Source organism: Caulobacter sp. Root1472 (assembly GCF_001426985.1).
In the GTDB taxonomy this organism is placed as follows: domain Bacteria; phylum Pseudomonadota; class Alphaproteobacteria; order Caulobacterales; family Caulobacteraceae; genus Caulobacter; species Caulobacter rhizosphaerae.
In genome coordinates, this window is the sequence record NZ_LMFX01000052.1 from 102,504 (window position 1) to 121,204 (window position 18,701).

General features: G+C 67.5%; 18 protein-coding genes, 2 tRNA genes and 1 pseudogene. 14 read left to right on the forward strand and 7 right to left on the reverse strand.

All coding sequences use genetic code 11. The annotated features are described in order from the left end of the window. Positions 1-66: 66 nt before the first annotated feature. The 3 genes from ASD47_RS25710 to ASD47_RS25720 form a co-directional block, all read right to left on the reverse strand. Entirely contained in the window at positions 67-690 is a 624-nt protein-coding gene (locus tag ASD47_RS25710) for a hypothetical protein (RefSeq protein WP_056762821.1), read from the reverse strand. 131 nt (positions 691-821) lie between these two features. Continuing rightward, positions 822-896: transfer RNA gene (locus ASD47_RS25715), tRNA-Gly, on the reverse strand. Positions 897-942: 46 nt separating this feature from the next. Next, a tRNA-Gly gene (locus ASD47_RS25720) sits at positions 943-1,017 on the reverse strand. Between the two features lie 248 nt (positions 1,018-1,265). Between ASD47_RS25720 and ASD47_RS25725 the strand changes: the two genes are divergently transcribed. After that, a complete protein-coding gene (locus ASD47_RS25725; protein WP_056762824.1) occupies positions 1,266-2,126 on the forward strand; it encodes an SDR family oxidoreductase in 861 nt (286 codons plus the stop codon). On the opposite strand, the gene ASD47_RS27880 is transcribed toward ASD47_RS25725, so the two are convergent. The 3 genes and pseudogenes from ASD47_RS27880 to ASD47_RS25735 all read right to left on the reverse strand — a co-directional run bounded on the left by ASD47_RS27880 (position 2,123) and on the right by ASD47_RS25735 (position 3,608). Next, positions 2,123-2,332: a type II toxin-antitoxin system RelE/ParE family toxin gene (locus tag ASD47_RS27880; RefSeq protein WP_156402446.1), complete on the reverse strand. Its 210-nt coding sequence runs from the start codon at positions 2,330-2,332 to the stop codon at positions 2,123-2,125. The genes ASD47_RS25725 and ASD47_RS27880 overlap by 4 nt on opposite strands. An 80-nt stretch (positions 2,333-2,412) precedes the next feature. Further along, positions 2,413-2,679 (reverse strand): annotated as a pseudogene (locus ASD47_RS25730) (CopG family ribbon-helix-helix protein); the annotation flags it as partial. A gap of 56 nt (positions 2,680-2,735) precedes the next feature. Beyond that, positions 2,736-3,608 carry an alpha/beta fold hydrolase gene (locus ASD47_RS25735; RefSeq protein WP_056762828.1) on the reverse strand — a complete coding sequence of 291 codons (873 nt, stop codon included), beginning with the start codon at positions 3,606-3,608 and terminating at the stop codon, positions 2,736-2,738. Positions 3,609-3,665: 57 nt separating this feature from the next. On the opposite strand from ASD47_RS25735, the gene ASD47_RS25740 reads away from it, so the two are divergent. Beyond that, the gene (locus ASD47_RS25740; RefSeq protein ID WP_056762831.1) at positions 3,666-4,832 is read left to right on the forward strand and encodes a glycosyltransferase family 4 protein; all 1,167 of its coding nucleotides are present in this window, start codon (positions 3,666-3,668) and stop codon (positions 4,830-4,832) included. Continuing rightward, a complete protein-coding gene (locus ASD47_RS25745; protein WP_056762834.1) occupies positions 4,829-5,800 on the forward strand; it encodes a glycosyltransferase family 9 protein in 972 nt (323 codons plus the stop codon). The genes ASD47_RS25740 and ASD47_RS25745 overlap by 4 nt, the downstream gene beginning before the upstream one ends. Before the next feature lie 165 nt (positions 5,801-5,965). On the opposite strand, the gene ASD47_RS25750 is transcribed toward ASD47_RS25745, so the two are convergent. Continuing rightward, positions 5,966-6,577: a YitT family protein gene (locus ASD47_RS25750; protein WP_056762837.1), complete on the reverse strand. Its 612-nt coding sequence runs from the start codon at positions 6,575-6,577 to the stop codon at positions 5,966-5,968. A gap of 271 nt (positions 6,578-6,848) precedes the next feature. Between ASD47_RS25750 and infC the strand changes: the two genes are divergently transcribed. The 11 genes from infC (at position 6,849) to pheT (ending at position 18,636) form a co-directional block, all read left to right on the forward strand. Next, entirely contained in the window at positions 6,849-7,370 is a 522-nt protein-coding gene (gene infC, locus ASD47_RS25755) for a translation initiation factor IF-3 (protein ID WP_035072784.1), read from the forward strand. A gap of 191 nt (positions 7,371-7,561) precedes the next feature. After that, a complete protein-coding gene (locus ASD47_RS25760; RefSeq protein ID WP_056762983.1) occupies positions 7,562-9,475 on the forward strand; it encodes a S9 family peptidase in 1,914 nt (637 codons plus the stop codon). 90 nt (positions 9,476-9,565) lie between these two features. Beyond that, complete coding sequence (locus ASD47_RS25765; protein WP_056762843.1) at positions 9,566-10,816, forward strand: MFS transporter; 1,251 nt, start codon at positions 9,566-9,568, stop codon at positions 10,814-10,816. Between the two features lie 57 nt (positions 10,817-10,873). Continuing rightward, a complete protein-coding gene (locus ASD47_RS25770; RefSeq protein WP_056762847.1) occupies positions 10,874-12,802 on the forward strand; it encodes a S9 family peptidase in 1,929 nt (642 codons plus the stop codon). Between the two features lie 160 nt (positions 12,803-12,962). Further along, on the forward strand, positions 12,963-13,163 hold the full coding sequence (gene rpmI, locus ASD47_RS25775; RefSeq protein ID WP_018061454.1) for a 50S ribosomal protein L35: 201 nt from the start codon (positions 12,963-12,965) through the stop codon (positions 13,161-13,163). A 15-nt stretch (positions 13,164-13,178) separates the two neighbouring features. Further along, positions 13,179-13,538, forward strand: coding sequence for a 50S ribosomal protein L20 (gene rplT, locus ASD47_RS25780; RefSeq protein WP_035072778.1), 360 nt, complete (start codon positions 13,179-13,181; stop codon positions 13,536-13,538). Positions 13,539-13,723: 185 nt separating this feature from the next. Next, entirely contained in the window at positions 13,724-14,281 is a 558-nt protein-coding gene (locus ASD47_RS25785) for a hypothetical protein (RefSeq protein WP_156402443.1), read from the forward strand. A 59-nt stretch (positions 14,282-14,340) separates the two neighbouring features. Beyond that, complete coding sequence (gene pheS / locus ASD47_RS25790; RefSeq protein ID WP_056762854.1) at positions 14,341-15,429, forward strand: phenylalanine--tRNA ligase subunit alpha; 1,089 nt, start codon at positions 14,341-14,343, stop codon at positions 15,427-15,429. Further along, positions 15,429-15,761 carry a DHCW motif cupin fold protein gene (locus ASD47_RS25795; protein WP_056762857.1) on the forward strand — a complete coding sequence of 111 codons (333 nt, stop codon included), beginning with the start codon at positions 15,429-15,431 and terminating at the stop codon, positions 15,759-15,761. Before pheS ends, ASD47_RS25795 begins: the two co-directional genes overlap by 1 nt. A 4-nt stretch (positions 15,762-15,765) precedes the next feature. Then, a complete protein-coding gene (locus ASD47_RS25800) occupies positions 15,766-16,161 on the forward strand; it encodes a hypothetical protein (protein WP_056762860.1) in 396 nt (131 codons plus the stop codon). Then, positions 16,162-18,636, forward strand: a complete 2,475-nt coding sequence (gene pheT / locus ASD47_RS25805; protein ID WP_056762864.1) for a phenylalanine--tRNA ligase subunit beta — start codon at positions 16,162-16,164, stop codon at positions 18,634-18,636. The last annotated feature ends 65 nt before the right edge of the window (positions 18,637-18,701 follow it).

Sequence of the window (18,701 nt, forward strand, 5' to 3'; positions counted from 1 at the left end):
AGGTTCACCGCGAAGGTTAGATCAGGAATCGCCGCCGGCTAGAAGGCTGAGCGGAAGAGGCCGCCGCTAGAACGGCGTGCGGCACTTCTGCTTGGCGTGCACGCCCCGCAGGAAGCCGCGCCGCGCCAGGCCGGCGTCGACGGCGGCGTTCATGCGGCGATCGGCCGGGGCCGCGCCGGTCAGTTCTCGCACGATGCTGCGGAACGGGATGATGGTGTTGATCACCGTCTTGCCGCCGGCCTCGGCCAGCTTGCCGGCGCGATTCTCCTTCAGCTCATTGCCGACCACATAGTCGGGGCCCAGCACCTCGTTGAGGTTCGTGACCTCGGCGGCCAGCTGCTTGCAGGTCTTCAGGCCCTTGAGGCTGTAGGGATCTTCCTGCGCCGTGATCAGGATCGGCGGGATCTGGCGCTTCATGACGCCGACGTCGCGCGCCGGCTGGGTGCCGATCTCGACGGATTTCTTGCGCGCCTGGGTCCAGCCGGACTCCTCGCCCTCCGGCTTGTCCGCATCCTTCTTGTCGGGTTTGTCAGGCGCCGGCTCGGACGCCGGCGCCGAGGTCGCGGGCTTCTTGATCGGATAGTCGGGCTTGGCGTGCGTCTGGGCCTGGGCGGAGCCGGCCAAGGCCAGCACCGCCACGATCGTCACCAGACGGCCCGCGCGCAAGCGTCGAAGAACGTATTCAGTCATGGTCCAGCACCCCAGCCCGTCACCCGCTCAGCAGGTGATCACCGATCAGCAACGGCGGCCCGCGCAACGGGTTCCATAGGCCTATCAGGCCTCGGCCGGATGCGTCACGCTTCAAATTCTGGAAGGGAAATTGGAGCGGGCGAAGAGATTCGAACTCTCGACCCCAACCTTGGCAAGGTTGTGCTCTACCACTGAGCTACGCCCGCATCCGGGATATTTCGGGTCTCGTTCCATCGCCGGAGAACCGGAAAATGGAGCGGGCGAAGAGATTCGAACTCTCGACCCCAACCTTGGCAAGGTTGTGCTCTACCACTGAGCTACGCCCGCATCGGCGAGGGCTGAAACAGCGCCCCGCGACGAGGAGGCGGCTTATGGCAGAGCGCCTTGCGGTTGGCAAGCGGTCTGACGCGGGTTCGAGCGCGTCATTGTGGACAACACGCGGGACCGGCGGTCCTCGGCCGGGGACAGGCCCATGGGCCTGTCCCCAATCGCGTACACGGGAGGAGGATCTTCTTCTTGCGCGAACGCTCGTTTTGTCCGCTCAATCGCCCCTTCGTTTCGGGGATTTGAGCGTCTTGCGTCTGTTCGTGTTCGGATTGGGCTATGTCGGCCAGGCCTTCGCCGAGGCGCTGATGGCCAGGGGCTGGAGCGTTGCGGCGACGGCGCGCGACGCCGAGCGCGCCGCGGAACTGCGCGCCCTGGGGATCGAGCCGGTCGACGGCGACGACCGGACCGCCATGACCGCGGCTTTAACCGGCGTCAACGCCGTGCTCGTCACCGCCCCGCCGACCGCCGACGGCTGCCCCGGCTTGGAGGCGACGATCCCCGCCTTGGCGGCGGCGGAGGCCTTTCCCGATTGGATCGGCTACCTGTCGACCACCGGCGTCTATGGCGACTTCGAGGGCCGCTGGGTGTTCGAGAGCTCGCCCCTGAAGGCCCAGTCGGTCGAGGGCGCCCGCCGCGTCGGCGCCGAGCGCGACTGGCGCCAGGTGGGCCGCGGCATGGGGCTGACGGTGACCACCTTCCGCCTGCCCGGCATCTACGGTCCCGGCCGCAGCGCCCTGGACCGCCTGCGGGTCGGCGAGGGCCGCCGCATCGTCAAGCCGGGCCAGGTGTTCAGCCGCATCCACCTTGAGGACATCGTCTCGGGTCTGCTGGCCTCGCTGGACAAGCCCCGGGCCGGCGGCGTCTACAACCTGGTCGATGACGAACCCGCCCCGCCCCAGGACGTGATGGAGCACGCCGCCAGCCTGCTGGGCGTTCCCGTGCCGCCCGACCTGCCGTTCAACGAACTGGGCCTTTCGCCCGCCACCCGGCGCTTCTACGCCGAGAACAAGCGCGTCTCGAACGCCCTGGCCAAGGCCGAGCTGGACTGGCGGCCGAAGTATCCGACGTATCGGGAGGGCTTGGCGGCGATTTTGGCGGCGGGCCATTAGAGGCTATCCGGCCAGCGGCGAGAGCCATGGAAGACCCTGAGAACCTCGATCTCCTCGCCACGGACCTTGTACGCGACGATGAAGGGGCCTCCAGGAACAACGAGTTCGCGCGCGCCACCGCGGCGCCCCGGCCGACCAATGTTGGGAAAGTCGCTAAGTCGCCCGACAACCGTGACGATCCGCTGGATCTGACCCGCCGCTGCAATGGGCGATCTTGGGCGCTCTACGCCCGAGCGGAGGCAAGATCGCGCTTAGCCGGCTCGGTCCAGACGACGCGCATGCGTCGGTCGCGCGTGGGCATAGGCCGTTCGTTCGGCGTATCCCAAGAAGCGACCCATTCAACGATTTCGTCGTGTTCGAAGACCCGGCCTTCCTCGGCCGCCCGCAAGCCTTCGTCGATCGCGGCGTCCTGCCAATCGCGCACTTCGAGGAAATCGCGCACGGCTTGCTCGACGAGCGCCGTCTTGGGCTGGTCCATGACTTCCGCGACCTCGGACAGTCGCCGATCAAGATCGCTGTCGAGCTCAATGCGAAGAGGAGCGGATTTCGCCATCGGCCTTCTCGAACAAATCGTGAACACACCATACGACTGACGCCGCAAAAGGCCAGCTATTCCTCGTCCGGCCCCATGTCGGCCGCCGCCCACGCGGTCGCGGGCGCCTGGCCCGCCGCGCGGGCCCGGGCGGCCCGAGCCAACCGGCGGGCCACCGGATCGTCTTCGACGGGCTCTGCCAGCCCCCGCGCCTCGGCCACCGCCGCGATCAGCCGTTCCAGGTCCTGCGGCCGGGACAGCCGGTGGTCGCCGTCCTTGACCAGTGTGAAGACCACATCGTCGGCGTTCAGGGCGTTGGCCAGCTCCAGGGCGTGAGTCCAGGGCACGTCGGGATCGGCGCCGCCCTGCAGCACCCGCACCGGAACCTCGATTGGCACGGGCCCTGGCAGGATCGACCAGCGCGCCCCATCCTCCAGCAACGCGCGCGTGATCGGATAGCCGCCGTCGTCGTACTCGGACGGCCGGACCCAGCGGCCGTCGCGGGCGATCGCCGCCTTCGCCTCTTCCGACAGTTCCGGCGCCATCAGCTTCTCGGTGAAGTCCGGCGCGGGGGCGACCAGCACCAGGGCTTTGACCCGGTCGGGCCGGGCGATGGCCGCCAGGCAGGCCAGCCAGCCGCCCATCGACGAGCCCACCAGCACCAGTGGTCCCTCGGTCAGCGCGTCGATCACCGCCAGGGCGTCCTCGCGCCAGCGGGTGATCGTGCCGTCCTCGAAGGCGCCGTCCGACTCGCCGTGGCCGAAATAGTCGAAGCGGATATAGCCGCCGCCGGTCGCCCGCGCCTGGTCGGCCAGAACCTGGGCCTTGGTCCCGGTCATGTCGGAGTGGAACCCGCCCAGCCACACGACCGTGGGTTGGGATCCATGGACGACGCGGTACGCCAACCGCAGATTGTCGTTGCGAACGAGGTGCTGAAGGGAATCGGTCATGGCGCGGCCTTGTTCATTTCGGTAACTACGACCCCTCAAACCTCGTTAGGGCAACGCGTGTCCATCCTCCCCGACGATTTCACGCTTTTGCAGGTGACCCCGGAACTGGAAACCGGCGGCGCCGAGCAGACGACCATCGACGTGGCCCACGGCGTGATCGCCCAGGGCGGCAAGGCCCTGGTCGCCACCAAGGGCGGCCGCATGGCCGCGCGGCTGGAGGCCGACGGCGGCCGCCTGGCCCAGATGCCGGCCCAGTCGAAGAACCCGCTGATCATGCTGGGCAACGCCGCGCGGATGATCGACCTGATCCGGCGCGAAAAGGTGAGCCTGGTCCACGCCCGTTCGCGCGCCCCGGCCTTCAGCGCCCTGTGGGCCGCCCACGCCACCAAGGTGCCGTTCGTGGCCACCTATCACGGCGTCTACAACGCCAGATCCAACCTCAAGCGCTGGTACAACGCGGTGATGACCAAGGGCGACCTGGTGATCGCCAATTCGGAATATACCCGCGCCCATGTGATCGCCGAGCATGGCGTTCCCGCCGACCGGGTGGTGGCCATCCCGCGCGGCGTCGACCTGACCCGCTTCGAGCCCGGCCTGGTCTCGGCCGAGCGGGTCAAGGCGCTGCGCGACGCCTGGGGCGTCCAGGCCGAGGACCGACGGCTGAAGGTGCTGCTGGCCGGCCGCCTGACCCGGTGGAAGGGCCAGGCCCTGGTCATCGAGGCCATGGCGCGGCTGAAGGCGATCTCCGACACCCGCATCCTGCTGCTGCTGGTCGGCGACGACCAGGGCCGCAAGGCCTATCGCGCGGAGCTGGAGCACATGATCGCCCAGGCCGGGCTGCAGGACAGCGTCAGGCTGGTCGGCCACTGCGACGACATGCCGGCCGCCTATCTGGTGGCGGACCTGGCCATCGCCCCTTCGCTGGAGCCGGAAGCTTTTGGTCGCACCGCGGTCGAGCCGCAAGTGATGGGCAAGCCGGTGATGGCCGCCGACCACGGGGCGGCGCGCGAGACCGTGGTCAACGGCGAGACCGGCTGGCTGGTCAAGCCCGGCGACCCCGAGGCCTGGGCCGAAGCCCTGTCCAATGCCTGCGAGTCGGGGGCGGCCCGGCGCCAGGTCATGGGCATGGCGGCGCGCTCGCGGGCCCGGAAACTCTATTCGGTTGACGCGATGGTCGAAGCAACGCTCAAGGTCTACGCACGGGTTCTGGAGACGAAGCGTTGAGCAAGGAAATCAAGAAGGTCCTGGTGATCAAACTGGGCGCCCTCGGCGATTTCGTTCTGGCCCTGGCGGCGATGAAGAAGATCCGCGAAGCCCATCCGCGCGCCAAGATCACCCTGCTGACCACCCCGCCCTTCGAAGCCCTGGCCAAGCTGTCCCCCTACTTCAACAGCGTCGAGACGGACGGTCGGCCCAGCGACTTCGGCGAACTGACCGCCATGCTGAGCCGGCTGCGCCAGGCTCGCTACGACCGCGTCTACGACCTGCAGACCAACAGCCGCACCAACTGGTACTTCCAGGCCCTGCGACCGTTCCCGCCGCAATGGTCGGGCATCGCGGCCGGCTGCGCCCTGCCCCAGCGCGGCAAGGCCCGCTATCACATGCACACGCTGGAACGGCAGGCCGACCAGCTGAAGCAGGCTGGCATCTGGCCCGACGCCCCCACCGCGCCGGGCGCCGCCCCCGCCCCGGACCTGTCCTGGATCCTGCGCCGCACAAAGGAGGCGCGGCCGGTGGCTAGCGCCGCCGCCCCGCGTCCTTATGTGCTGCTGGTGCCCGGCGGCTCGGCCCACCGGCCCGAGAAGCGCTGGCCGACCGAAAGCTACGCCCAGCTCGCCGCCCTGCTGAAGGCGCGCGGCCTGGACATCGTGATCATCGGCGGCCCGCAGGAAAGCGCCATGGCCCGGCAGATCCAGAAGACGGTGGGCCAGGCCCGCGACCTGACCGGCCGCACCGACTTCGCCCAGCTGGCCGTACTGGGCGCCAAGGCGGTCCTGGCCGTCGGCAACGACACCGGCCCGACCCACCTGCTGGCGGCGGCCGGCGCCCCGACCATCGCCCTGTTCTCCGACGCCTCGGACCCTGAGCTGTGCGGCCCCCGCGGCCACGTGACGGTGATCCGCTCGCCCGACCTTAAGGCCTTGCCGGTCAGCACCGTGGCCAGCGCGGCGATCGCGCTGCTGCCGCGCTGAGCCCAATATCCTGAATGACCCCCCCTCCCCGTCATGGGAGGGTGTCGGCGAAGCCGACGGGTGGGGCGCCGCAGGCGCGGTGCAGGGCCTCATTGCGGCGGCTCCCCCCACCCGACCCGCTACGCGGGCCACCCTCCCCGCAAGGGGGAGGGAAAGACAAAAACTTCAATACCCCTCGTACCGTCCCGGCTTGTGGTTGGCGATGATCACCGCGCTGAGCGCCACGGCCGAGAGGATCGACAGCAGCAGCTTGTCCCAGCTGATCACGGCGAAGGCCGCGGCCACGATCAGGCAGTCGGACGCCATCTGCACCTTGCCTGCGCTGATCCCGCGCTTTTCGTAGAGCCACAGGGCCAGCACCCCGATCCCGCCGACGCTGGACTTGTGCCGCGCCAGGGCCAGGATGCCCATGCCCAGGATCGTGCCGCCGAAGATCGCGGCGAAGACCGGATCGACCGTGGTGATCTTCAGCCAGGCCGGCATGCCCAGGGCCAGGCCGGCGAGCAGCAGGTTGGTGATCAGGGTCTTGCCGGTGAACATCCAGCCCAGGGTGCGCTGGGCCAGCACGTAGAACGGGATGTTCAGCAGGAAAAACAGCACCCCGACCGGCCAGTGGGTCAGATAGGAGAGGATCAGGGCCACGCCCGCCATCCCGCCCGTGGTCAGGCCGGCCGCCTTCAGCAGGGTCAGGCCCACGGCGATGAAGCTGGAGCCGATCAGCAGGGCGTGGACGTCCTCGATCGGGGTGTGGCGGGCGGTGGCGGGCGGCGTGTTCATGGACGGGCGGAAAGGATCGCGACTGGAGGGAAGGTCGTCCCGACCTCGACGTTTCGCCCCCTTGGCCCCTTCTTGACGCGTCCGCCCCTTAAAAGGCGGGCCTTGGACGCGCATGCGCCTTGATAGCGCGGGAGTCCTTCGTCATATATCACTTGCGAACGCGGCGTCCCCTGGACTCCGCGCGAACTCATTCAACGATACGCTTCCGGATCATCAGGTCCGGCGGCAAAAAGCCCTAAAACAACACCGGAGCCGCCCTATTCGCCGTCCTATGCAAACGCCGCCCGTCAAGGATGGTCCGCGTATCAACGAAGACATTCGGGTCCCCCGCGTCCTGCTGATCGACCAGAACGGCGAGAAGCAAGGCGAGATGCCGATTTCCGCCGCCCTGGAAGCGGCCGAGGAAGCCGGCCTGGACCTGGTCGAGATCGTGCCGAACGCGAACCCTCCAGTCTGCAAGATCCTGGACTACGGCAAGTTCAAGTTCCAGGAGCAGAAGAAGAAGAACGAGGCTCGCAAGCGGCAGAAGATCGTCGAGCTCAAGGAAATCAAGCTGCGCCCCAACATCGACATTCACGACTACGACGTGAAGGCCAAGTCGATGCACCGGTTCTTCGAGGAAGGCGACAAGGTCAAGGTGACCCTGCGTTTCCGGGGCCGGGAAATGGCGCACCCCGAACTGGGTATGAAGCTCCTGCTCAAGGTCAAGGCCGACTTCGAAGAAGTGGCCAAGGTCGAGTACGAGCCGCGCATGGAAGGCCGCCAGATGATCATGATCCTGGCCCCGCGCTAAGGAATCGGCGCTTTCCGCCAAGTTCTGCAGAACGCCCCGGCCGCAAGGTCGGGGCGTTTTTCTTGGCCCCTCGCGCAACCAGACGACGCAAACAAGCTCGACAGTAGGGCGAGCTTTGCTAATTTAAGCGGAGTTTGGGGGATCTACGCGTGTCGAAGAATGGGTTGGCCGCCGCAACGGCCGGTTTCGTCATGGCCGCGGCCGTCTGCGCCGTCGCCGCATCGGCCGAGGTCACGCCGCTCTCGGTCTATGGCGGTCTGCCCAATGTCGAGCAGGTCGAGATTTCGCCGGACGGGACGAAGCTGGCCATCTCCCTCACCGACGGCGAGAAGCGGATGATGGTCATCCGCGAGGCGGCGGAAGGCGGCAAGGCGCTGGCCGCCTTGAACTTCGGCGACAAGAAGCTGCGCGCTCTGCAATGGGCGGGACCCGAGCACGTGCTCGTCACCACTTCGATGGCGGCCGAGGTGTTTGGTCTGGCCGGGCCGAAGCGCGAATATCTGATGGGGTTCGACTACAATCTGGTCACCCACAAGCAAACCGCGCTGATGGCCAACCAGGAAAACGCGATGAACGTGATCCTTGAGACGCCGGATGTCCGGTTTATCGACGGCGCGCCCTACGCCTTTGTCGAGGGCGTGCATTTCAATGACAATCGCGGCTGGAACACGCTCTACAAGGTCAACCTGAAGACCGGCGTCACCCGGATGCTGGACAGCGGCGGGAGCGATGACACCGACGACTGGCTGGTTTCTCCCGAGGGACAGCCGCTGGCCCAATCGCTCTACGACCAGAAGCAGGGCGCCTGGAGCCTCAGGATCAAGACCGCCAAGGGCTGGATCACGGCGGAGAAGACCATCTCCAAGATGGGCTCCCGCGGGCTCAGCGGCATCGGCCGCGACGGCAAGACCGTGCTGGTCTGGATGAACGACGGCGAAGACACCGACAAGACCGTGCTGCACGAATACGCCCTGGATGGCAGCCACGCCGTCGTGCCCGACAGCGACACCTACGACAGCCTGATCCACGCGCCGGACGGCTCCCGCCTGGTGGGCGGTTTCAGCCTGGTGGGGGACGAGCGCCACTACACCTTCTTCGACGCCAAGGCCCAGGCCAGTTGGAACGCCGTGGTCAAGGCCTTCCTCGGGGATCAAGTTTCCCTGGTCTCGTGGTCCGACGATCGGCGCAAGGTGGTGGTCCAGGTCGATTCCCCGACCATGGGCCCCGCCTACGCCTTGGTTGACCTCAACGCCAAGAGCGCCCGCTTCCTGGCCGAAGTCTACAAGGACCTGACGCCCGAGGGCGTGTCGGAGGTCAAGCCGATCAAGTACAAGGCCGCCGACGGCCTGGAGATCACCGGCTACCTGACCTTGCCGCGCGGCAAGGCGGCCAAGAACCTGCCCCTGGTGGTGCTGCCGCACGGCGGTCCGGAGGGCCGCGACACCCTGGGCTTCGACTGGTGGAGCCAGGCCTTGGCCTCGCGCGGCTATGCGGTGCTGCAACCCAATTTCCGAGGCTCGGAAGGCTTTGGCTGGAAGTTCGTCCAGGCCGGCTTCGGCCAATGGGGCAAGGCCATGCAGACCGATCTGTCGGACGGTGTTCGCATTCTGGCCAAGCAGGGGACGATCGATCCCAAGCGCGTCTGTATCGTCGGCGCCAGCTACGGCGGCTACGCCGCCCTGGCGGGCGCGACAATGGACCCCGGCGTCTATCGCTGCGCCGCCTCGGTCGCCGGCCCCGCCGACCTGAAGCGGATGCTGGTCGACAGCAACAGCCGCTTTGAATCCAGCAACAATTCCACCTTGCGCTACTGGCTGCGGTTCATGGGGGCCGACGGCCTCAAGGACCCCGACCTGGCCGCGATTTCGCCGGCCAAGATGGCCGACAAGGTCGAGATCCCCCTGCTGCTGATCCACGGCAAGGACGATACGGTCGTGCCCTATGTCCAGAGCACGATCATGGCCAGCGCCATGAAGAAGGCCGGCAAGCCGGTGGAACTGGTCACTCTGGCCGGGGAGGATCACTGGCTGTCGCGCGGCGCCACCCGCCTGCAGATGCTGACCTCGGTGGTCGACTTCCTGGAGAAGAACAACCCGCCGAACTGACGGACCATCCGACGCGACTGAACGACCGCTATCTGAAATCTCCGATAGCGGTCGCCACGGCGGGCGATGAGGCGTAAACCGCGCCGCCTGATGAACACGCCGACCGCCTCGCCCGCCCCCGCCGCCGCGAAGACGCCGGACGCCAGTCCTCGCGCGCTCTATGTCCTGCTGCTGGTGGTGTTCATCAATCTGGTGGGCTTCGGCCTGGTCATCCCGCTGCTGCCCTTCTACGCCAAGTCGCTGAACGCCAGCGCCTGGCAGGTGACGGCGATGTTCTCGGCCTATTCGCTGGGGCAGTTCATCGCCGAGCCGTTCTGGGGACGCCTGTCCGACCGCATCGGCCGGCGGCCGGTGCTGATCGTCACCATCCTGGCCAACACCCTGTCCTATCTGGCGCTGGCCTTCGCGCCGAACATCGCCTGGGCTTTCGCCATCCGCCTGGCCAGCGGTTTTGGCAGCGGCAACATCTCGACGATCCAGGGCTACATGGCCGACGTCACCCCGCCCGAAAAGCGCGCCGGCCGCATGGGCCTGCTGGGCGCGGCGTTCGGCATGGGCTTCGTGGTCGGCCCTACCCTGGGCGGCCTGCTGCCGGGCCTGGCCAAGGCCTTCGGCCATTCCGACACCGGCCGCCTGGCCTTCCAGATCCCGCTGCTGACCGCCGCCGTCCTGGCCGCGATCGCCGCCCTGGGGGTCTTCCTGTTCGTGGTCGAGAGCCGCGCGCCCAGCCACAAGGACGCCCCCGTGGAGCGTCGGCGCGACCATCTGGCCGCCGCGGCCGGCCATCCCGTGCTGTCGCGCGTGCTCCTGGTCACCCTGATCTCCACCGCCGCCTTCGCCGGCATGGAATCGGTGTTCGGCCTGTGGACCCAGGCGCGGTTCGGCTGGGGGCCGAAGCAGGTGGGCCTGTGCTTCGCGGTGATCGGGATCATCGCCTCGGTCGGCCAGGGGCTGATCACCGGTCGGCTGGCGCGGCGGTTCGGCGAGGCCAAGGTGCTGACCACGGGGCTGGCGATCATCGCCGTGAGCCTGAGCCTGACGCCGTTCGTCCCCACCTCGGCCTTCGTGCCGCTGGTCGTGGGCTGCACGGCGTTCGGCCAGTCCCTGGTCTTCCCCTGCGTGGCCGCCCTGATCTCGCGCGCCGCCCCGTCCGACAAGCAGGGCGCCATGCTGGGCCTGAACATGGCGGCCGGCTCGCTGGCCCGCATGACCGGACCGATGCTGGCCGGCCCGCTGTTCGGCCTGGTGGTCGGCGGGCCCTACTGGCTGGGCGCGGCGCTGATGCTGCCGGCGGTGGCCTTCGCCTGGACCATCGAAAACCGGGTCAAGGCCGCCGCCTGACCCTCGACAGCTTCACCGTGCGTCGCTAAGCCTTGCACGTTGAGTTGGGGGTTTTGCATGTTGAAGTTGTTCGCCGGCGTCGCCTTGACGGTGCTGGTCTCGTCGAGCGCCGCCCTGGCCGGGCCGCTCGAAGCCTATGGCCGTCTGCCGGCGATCTCGGACGTCGAGATCTCAAGCGACGGCGCCAATCTGGCCTATATTGCCCATGACGGCGGGACCAGCCGGGTGATCATCCAGCCGCTGAACGGCGGCGAAGTGCAGTCCGTCGACTTCGGCAAGGTCAAGATGCGCGGCGTCATGTGGGCCGATCCCGGCCACGTGGTGGCCGAGGTCTCGCGCACCCAGGCTATCGAATACGTCACCTATGTTGGCGAACAGTTCCAGGCGACGAGTATCAACATCAAGACCGGAGCCTCGGTCCAGATTCCCAAGCGCTCGTACGAGACGATCAACAACGTCCTCAGCTCCGACCCAATCGGCGGCGTCGTGGACGGCAAGCCTACGGTGTTCACCCAGTTCTATGCCGGCGAGGAAGCCAAGTCGTGGCAGGCGGGGCGCTTTGACCTGTATCGCGTCGATCTCGACACCGGCATCGCCGCCATGGTGCAGATGGGCGACACCGAGACCGGCGACTACCTATTCAAGACCGACGGCACGGTGATCGCTCGCACGACCTATCATCGCGAGAATGCGCGATGGGCGATGGAACTGCGCAAGAACGGTAAGTGGGTCGACGGCTATGTTACGACCGCGCCGCTCGACGGCCCCGCAATGCGGGGTTTGTCCCTGGACGAGAAGTCCGTGGTGATGACGATCCAAGATGAGAAGACTGGCGAATATCGATTGGCCAATGTCTCAATCGCCGACGGCAAGCTGGGCGAACTCTACGGCCCCGACCAGCCGTTCCGCATCGTCTCGGACAATTCCAATCACGTGATCGGCACGGTCACCGACGCCGGTTACAGACAATATCACTTCGACGAGCCCCGCCTCGCCGCCGCCTGGTCGATGATCACTAGCGTGTTCCCTGGCCGCCAGATGACTTTGCAGTCGCATACGCCCGACTACACAAAGATCGTGGCCTATGTCGAAGGCACAGGCGAGCCCGGCGGTTACTATCTGCTGGATCTCACCGCTAAGAAGCTCAGCAAGGTCGGCTCGGCCTATCCCGGCCTCGCCGGCGGCGACGTCGCCGAAGTGCGGGCGATCAAATACGCGGCCGGCGATGGCCTGATGATCGAGGGATATCTCACCCTGCCTCAGGGCAAGGTGGCCAAGGGCTTGCCCCTGATCGTCCTGCCCCACGGCGGACCGCAGGCCCGCGACGAGGCAGGCTTCGACTGGTGGGCCCAGGCCCTGGCCTCGCGCGGCTATGCCGTGCTGCAACCCAATTTCCGCGGCTCCACCGGACGCGGCCATGGCTTCATCCGCGCCAGCGACGGCGAGTGGGGCGGGAAGATGCAGACCGACCTGTCGGATGGCGTGCGTTTCCTGGCCAAGCAGGGGATCATCGATCCCAAGCGCGTGTGCATCACGGGCGCCAGTTACGGCGGCTACGCCGCCTTGGCCGGCATCACGATGGATAAGGGCGTCTATCGCTGCGCCGTGTCGGTGGCGGGCATCGGCGACGTGCGACAGATGATCAATTTCGAAATTCTGCGTTATCGCGAGGAGAGTCCGATCGTGCGCCACGACAAGCGCTATTTCGGGGTTACTTCGGCCAACGATCCCAAGCTCGACGAGCGCTCGCCCGAGCGCCACGCCTCCGAGGCCGACGGCCCGGTGTTGCTGATCCACGGCAAGGAAGACACCGTCGTGCGCTACGAGCAGAGCACGGGCATGCGCCGCGCCCTGGAGAAGGCCGGCAAGCCCGTCGAGTTCGTGGATCTCCGCGAAGAGGACCACTGGCTTTCTCGCGAGGCCACCCGCCAGCAGATGCTGTCGGCCACCGTCACCTTCCTCGAGAAGAACAACCCGCCGAACTAGGCTCAGCGGGCGCCGGCGAAGGGCCGGAGACGGCGCTTGCCTTCTCCGGCCCTTTCCCGTACTAACCCCGCCTTTCCGGAACCGCCTGGCCAGTTTGGCATGCCATGGCGGTTCGTCATGCTTCTCTAGAGGACGGGGCCGTTAAACGCTCCGACGCGAAATGCCTAAGTTGAAGACCAAGTCGGGCGCGAAGAAGCGCTTCAAGATCACCGCCACGGGCAAGCTGAAGGCCGGCGTCGCCGGCAAGCGCCACCGTCTGATCGGCCACAACGGCAAGTACATCCGCCAAAACCGCGGAACGAAGGTGATGAGCGAGGCTGACGCCAAGACCATCCGTTCGTACCTGCCCTACGGCCTTTAAGAGGAGCGCTGACACATGGCTCGCGTTAAACGTGGCGTCACCGCCCACGCCAAGCACAAGAAGGTTCTTGAACAGGCGAAAGGCTTCTACGGCCGCCGCAAGAACACCATCCGCACCGCCAAGGCCGCCGTCGACAAGGCCGGCCAATACGCGTATCGCGACCGCAAGGTGCGCAAGCGCGCCTTCCGTTCGCTGTGGATCCAACGCATCAACGCCGGCGCTCGCGTCGAGGGTTTCACCTACTCGCAGTTTATCCACGGCCTGGACGTGGCGGGTATCGTGATCGACCGCAAGGTCCTCTCGGACATCGCGGGCAACGACCCGGTCGCGTTCAAGGCCATCGCTGACAAGGTCCGCGCCGCCCTGGCCGCTTAAGGTCTTTTTCGGGTTCGTCCCGATTGCGATCTGAAGAGCCCTCCGGTGCGAACCGGAGGGCTTTTTGCTGCGCGTCGTGTGGCCGCCCTACGGTTCGCGGCGGGGTTTTGAAACGCCTCAAGACGCCCTAGACAGGTCGTCGATCGAATTCCGCCCGGAAGCGGGCGACGGAGGACGTGATGAGCATGCGCAAGACAATCGGCGCGCTCGCGGCGCTGGCGCTGGCCGCGACGGTCGTTCCGGCGGCCCAGGCCGATGTCGCACCGCCCGCGCTCCGTGCACCGCCGACGCCGCGACAGGCCGAGGCTCTGCCCTACAAGAACGGCCCGGTGTCCGCCGTGGCGATCTTCATCCCCGACAGCCAAGCCTCCGAGTTCGAGAAGCCGCCCAGCGAGACGCCGCGAGTGACCAAGATCGACGCCCTGAAGGTCGGTGAGATCGCGGCGTTGAAGTTGATGTTCAAGGGCCCGCAACGCGACTCCCAAGGACGTATCGACGTTACCTTCGACGTCGACTTCATCGGTCCCGACGGTAAGACTCTCGAAGGCGGATCGTTGAAGGACCTGCCGGCCTATCAAGGCCCTGTGACCCTGCCGGACGCCATCTTCGACAACATCCGGGCCGTGCCGAAGATGAGCTTCGAGACCAAGGACCCCAAGGGCGTCTACAAGGCCGTGATCGTCCTGCACGACAATATCGGCGGCTGGAACGTCCCCATGACCGTCGAACTCGAGCGGCTTTGACGCCGATCCTCATCAACCTGAGTGACGAACTCACTTCGTATCGCTAGACCCACCCCGTCATGACCGATCTCACCTCCCTCGAAGCCGACGTGCTGGCGCAAGTCTCCGCCGCCGGCGATCTCGCCGCCCTCGACGCCGTGCGCGTCACCGCCTTGGGCAAGACCGGCTCGATCTCGGGCCTGCTCAAGACCCTGGGCGCCATGAGCCCCGACGAGCGCAAGGAACGTGGCGCGGCGATCAACATCCTGCGGGACCGCGTGCAGGCGGCGCTGAACGACAGGAAGGCCGCGCTGGAAACCGCCGCCCTCGACGCGCGCCTGGCCAGCGAGACCCTGGACCTGACCCTGCCCGCCCCGCGCCGCCGCCGCGGCGGCGTCCATCCCACCATGCAGACCATGGACGAGATGGTCGCCATCTTCGCCGAGATGGGCTTCGCGGTGGCGGAAGGTCCCGACATCGAGGACGACTTCCACAACTTCACGGCCCTGAACTTCCCCGAGAAGCACCCGGCCCGCGAGATGCACGACACCTTCTTCTTCAAAACGAAGGACTCTCCTGACGGTTCTGGGGGCGAACGCATGCTGCTGCGCACCCACACCAGCCCCGTGCAGGTGCGGACCATGGTGTCGCAGAAGCCCCCGATCCGGATCATCGCGCCCGGCCGCACCTATCGCGTCGACAACGACGCCACCCACACCCCGGTGTTCCACCAGGTCGAGGGCCTGGTGATCGACAAGGGGATCCACATGGGCCACCTGAAGTGGACCCTGGAGACCTTCCTGGCGCGGTTCTTCGAGACCGACGCGGTGACCACCCAGTTCCGGCCGCACCACTTCCCGTTCACCGAACCCTCGGCGGAAATGGACGTGCAGTGCGACCGCACCGGCGGCGAGATCAAGATCGGCCAGGGCACGTCGTGGCTCGAGATCCTGGGCTGCGGCATGGTTCACCCCAACGTCCTGCGCGCCTGCGGCATTGATCCGGACGAGTACCAGGGCTTCGCCTTCGGCATGGGTGTCGACCGGCTGGGCATGCTGAAATACGGCATGCCCGACCTGCGCGACATGTGGGCGTCCGACGTCCGCTGGCTGGACCACTACGGCTTCAGCGCCTTCGCCGCGCCGAACGCCGCCAGCGGTCTCAGCTGATGCTACTGCCCGCCAGCCCGTTCACGGCCATCGACTGGTCGCAGGTCGAGCCCACCGTCCATCCAGGCGAGCGGGGTGACGCCACCTGGCGCACGCTCAAGGTCGGCGACATGCGCCTGCGCCGAGTCGACTATTCGCCCGGCTACCTGGCCGATCACTGGTGCGACCGCGGCCATGTGATCTTCGTGCTGGAAGGCGAGCTGATCAGCGAACTGAAGGACGGCCGGACCACCACGTTGACGGCCGGCATGAGCTATCACGTCTCCGACTTCGGTGACCCCGCCCACCGCTCGTCGACCTCGGTCGGCGCCAAGCTGTTCATTGTGGACTGACCCGATGACCCAGAGCTTCCAATCCGGCGGCCGTCCCGGCCGCGTTCCCACCGACGCCTTCGCCAAGGTGTTCGAGAGCGTGGACCTGTCGCTCTACGACCTGTTCCGCGCCAATTTCCAGGCCGGCCATCGCATCATCTCGGGCCGCACGTTCCGCAACTGCCGGATCGAGGGGCCGGCGGTGATGCTGGTGCTCGACAAAGTCAATTTCGACGCCACCAACTTCGGCCCCAACGGCGGCGACGTCCGCAACCTGGTGCTGCGCCCCGCCAGCCCGACCTCGGTCATCGGCACGATCCCCGTCGAGGACTGCCAATTCATCAACTGCGAGTTCTTCGGCCTGGGCTTCACCGGCCCCGACCAATTCCTCGATCAGTTGCTGGCTCTGGAAACCAAGTAGATGAAGTTCACCCTCTCCTGGCTCAAGGACCACCTTGAGACCACCGCCTCCGCCACCGAAATCGTCGCCGCCATGACCATGGCCGGCCTCGAGGTCGAGCACGTCACCGATCCCGCTTCCAAGCTGGCCGCCTTCACGGTCGCCAAGATCGTCGAGGCCGTGCAGCATCCCAACGCCGACCGTCTGCGCGTCTGTCAGGTCGACACTGTCGACGGCCGCAAGGAGATCGTCTGCGGCGCGCCCAACGCCCGTCCGGGCCTGACCACCGTCTACGCCCCGATCGGCGCCTATGTGCCAGGCCTCGGCGTCACCCTGGTCGAGAAGCCCGTGCGAGGCGTCGTCTCCAACGGCATGCTGTGCTCGGGCTCCGAGCTGGAGGCCGACGACGGCTCCGAGGGCATCCTGGAGCTGCCGAACGACTTGGCCGTCGGGACCCCGGCCGCCCAGGCTCTGGGCCTGGAAGCCGTGATCGACTTCGAGGTCACCCCCAACCGCCCCGACTGGCTGGGCGTGGCCGGCATCGCCCGCGACCTAGCCGCGGCCGGCGTCGGGACGCTGAAGGACCTGTCGATCGCCCCCGTGCCGGGGACCTTCCCTTGCCCGATCACCGTCAAGGTCGACGGCGACGCCTGCCCGCTGTTCAGCGGGCGGCTGATCCGCGGCGTCAGGAACGGCCCTTCGCCCAAGTGGCTGCAAGATCGCCTCAAGGCCATCGGCCTGCGCCCGATCAACACCCTGGTCGACATCACCAATCTGATCTCCTACGACCGCGCCCGGCCGCTGCACGCCTATGACGCGGCCAAGCTGGTCGGGACCGTGATCGAGGCGCGCCTGGGTCGCGGCAGGGCCGAGGTCACTCCTGGCGACCAGCCCTCGCCGGCCGAGCACCATGACGAGCAGTTGATCGCCCTGGACGGCAAGACCTACGACATCACGCCCGAGATGAGCGTGATCGCCGACGCCGATGGCAACCGCCCGATCGGCCTGGGCGGCGTGATGGGCGGCGAGAGCACCGGCTGTTCGGACGACACCGTCGACGTGTTCCTGGAAAGCGCCTGGTTCGAGCCGATCCGCACGGCCCAGACCGGCCGCGTGACCGGCATCGCCAGCGACGCCCAGTACCGGTTCGCCCGCACGGTCGACACCGGCTCACTCGTGCCCGGCCTGGAACTGGCCACCCGGCTGATCCTGGACCTGTGCGGCGGCGAGGCCTCGGATGTCGTCGTGGCCGGCGAGGCCCCGGCCGCGCCCGGCCCGATCCTGTTCGACCCGGCCTATGTCGAGGCCCTGTCGGGCCTGGCCATCGCGCCGGAACGCACGCTGAAGATCCTGACGGACCTGGGCTTCACCCTGTCGCCGCCAACCGACGTGCCGACCACCGAGTTCGCCACCCACGTCGAGAGCCTGGTCTGCGTGACCCCGCCGACGTTCCGGCGCGACGTTCAGGGCAAGGCCGACCTGGTCGAGGAAGTGGCCCGCATCGCCGGCTATGGCGAACTGCCCTCCACGCCCCTGCCCGAGGTTCCGCGCGCCGTCGGCGGCGTGCTGACCGTCAAGCAGGCCCGCGGCCGCACGGCCCGCCGCGCCCTGGCGGCGGCCGGCTACAACGAGGCCCTGACCTTCAGCTTCACCAGCAAGGCTACCGCCGAGCTGTTCGGCGGCGGCGCGGCTGACCTGATGCTGGCCAATCCGATCGCCTCGGACCTGGACTGCATGCGTCCCTCGCTGCTGCCCAATCTGATTGAGGCGGCCGGCCGCAACGCCCGCCAAGGCTTCCCGGACGTCGCCCTGTTCGAGGTCGGCCCGGTGTTCTTCGGTGACCGGCCGCAGGACCAGAAGACGACGATCGCGGCGATCCTCGCCCCCCGCGCCCCGCGCGGCTGGGACAAGGCCAAGGCCGAGGACGTGTTCACGGTGAAGGCTGACCTGATGGCCCTGCTGGAAGAGATCGGCGCGCCGGTCGCCTCCCTGCAGACCGCCCAGGGCTCGGCCTCGCCCTGGTGGCATCCCGGCCGCTCGGCGCGGCTGCAACTGGGCCCCAAGGCGGTGCTGGCCGAGTTCGGGGAACTGCACCCGGCCGTGCTCAAGGCCCTGGACGTGGCCGGCCCCGTCTATGGTTTCGAGATCACCCTGGAAGCCGTGCCCGAGCCGAAGAAGAAGGCCGTCAAGACCAAGCCGGCGTTCACGCCCTCGCCGCTGATGCCCCTGACCCGCGACTTCGCCTTCGTGGCCGACAAGGCCAAGGCGGCGGGTGACCTGGTCAAGGCCGCGGCCAGCGCCGACAAGGCGCTGATCGCCGCGGTGCGGGTGTTCGACGTCTATGACGGCCCTGGCGTGCCGGAGGGCTCCAAGTCGGTCGCCCTCGAGGTGGTCGTCCAGCCGCGGGAGAAGACCCTGGCCGAAGCCGAGATCGAGGCCCTGTCGGCCAGGATCGTGGCGGCGGTCGAGAAGGCGGGCGGGAAGCTGAGGAGCTAGCGACCCGCGCACCTGCCCCCACCTGGCCGCTTCGCGGCCTGTCGCGGCGAGGAGGCGGAGCCTTG

Coding starts and splice junctions, on each gene's coding strand:
- pheT (WP_056762864.1), top strand. CDS start 16,162: ATGAAGTTCACCCTCTCCTGGCTCAAGGACCACCTTGAGACCACCGCC.
- ASD47_RS25795 (WP_056762857.1), top strand. CDS start 15,429: ATGCTACTGCCCGCCAGCCCGTTCACGGCCATCGACTGGTCGCAGGTC.
- infC (WP_035072784.1), top strand. CDS start 6,849: ATGCAAACGCCGCCCGTCAAGGATGGTCCGCGTATCAACGAAGACATT.
- ASD47_RS25770 (WP_056762847.1), top strand. CDS start 10,874: ATGTTGAAGTTGTTCGCCGGCGTCGCCTTGACGGTGCTGGTCTCGTCG.
- ASD47_RS25785 (WP_156402443.1), top strand. CDS start 13,724: ATGCGCAAGACAATCGGCGCGCTCGCGGCGCTGGCGCTGGCCGCGACG.
- ASD47_RS25760 (WP_056762983.1), top strand. CDS start 7,562: ATGGCCGCGGCCGTCTGCGCCGTCGCCGCATCGGCCGAGGTCACGCCG.
- ASD47_RS25750 (WP_056762837.1), bottom strand. CDS start 6,577: ATGAACACGCCGCCCGCCACCGCCCGCCACACCCCGATCGAGGACGTC.
- ASD47_RS25800 (WP_056762860.1), top strand. CDS start 15,766: ATGACCCAGAGCTTCCAATCCGGCGGCCGTCCCGGCCGCGTTCCCACC.
- pheS (WP_056762854.1), top strand. CDS start 14,341: ATGACCGATCTCACCTCCCTCGAAGCCGACGTGCTGGCGCAAGTCTCC.
- rpmI (WP_018061454.1), top strand. CDS start 12,963: ATGCCTAAGTTGAAGACCAAGTCGGGCGCGAAGAAGCGCTTCAAGATC.
- ASD47_RS25735 (WP_056762828.1), bottom strand. CDS start 3,608: ATGACCGATTCCCTTCAGCACCTCGTTCGCAACGACAATCTGCGGTTG.
- ASD47_RS25765 (WP_056762843.1), top strand. CDS start 9,566: ATGAACACGCCGACCGCCTCGCCCGCCCCCGCCGCCGCGAAGACGCCG.
- ASD47_RS25710 (WP_056762821.1), bottom strand. CDS start 690: ATGACTGAATACGTTCTTCGACGCTTGCGCGCGGGCCGTCTGGTGACG.
- rplT (WP_035072778.1), top strand. CDS start 13,179: ATGGCTCGCGTTAAACGTGGCGTCACCGCCCACGCCAAGCACAAGAAG.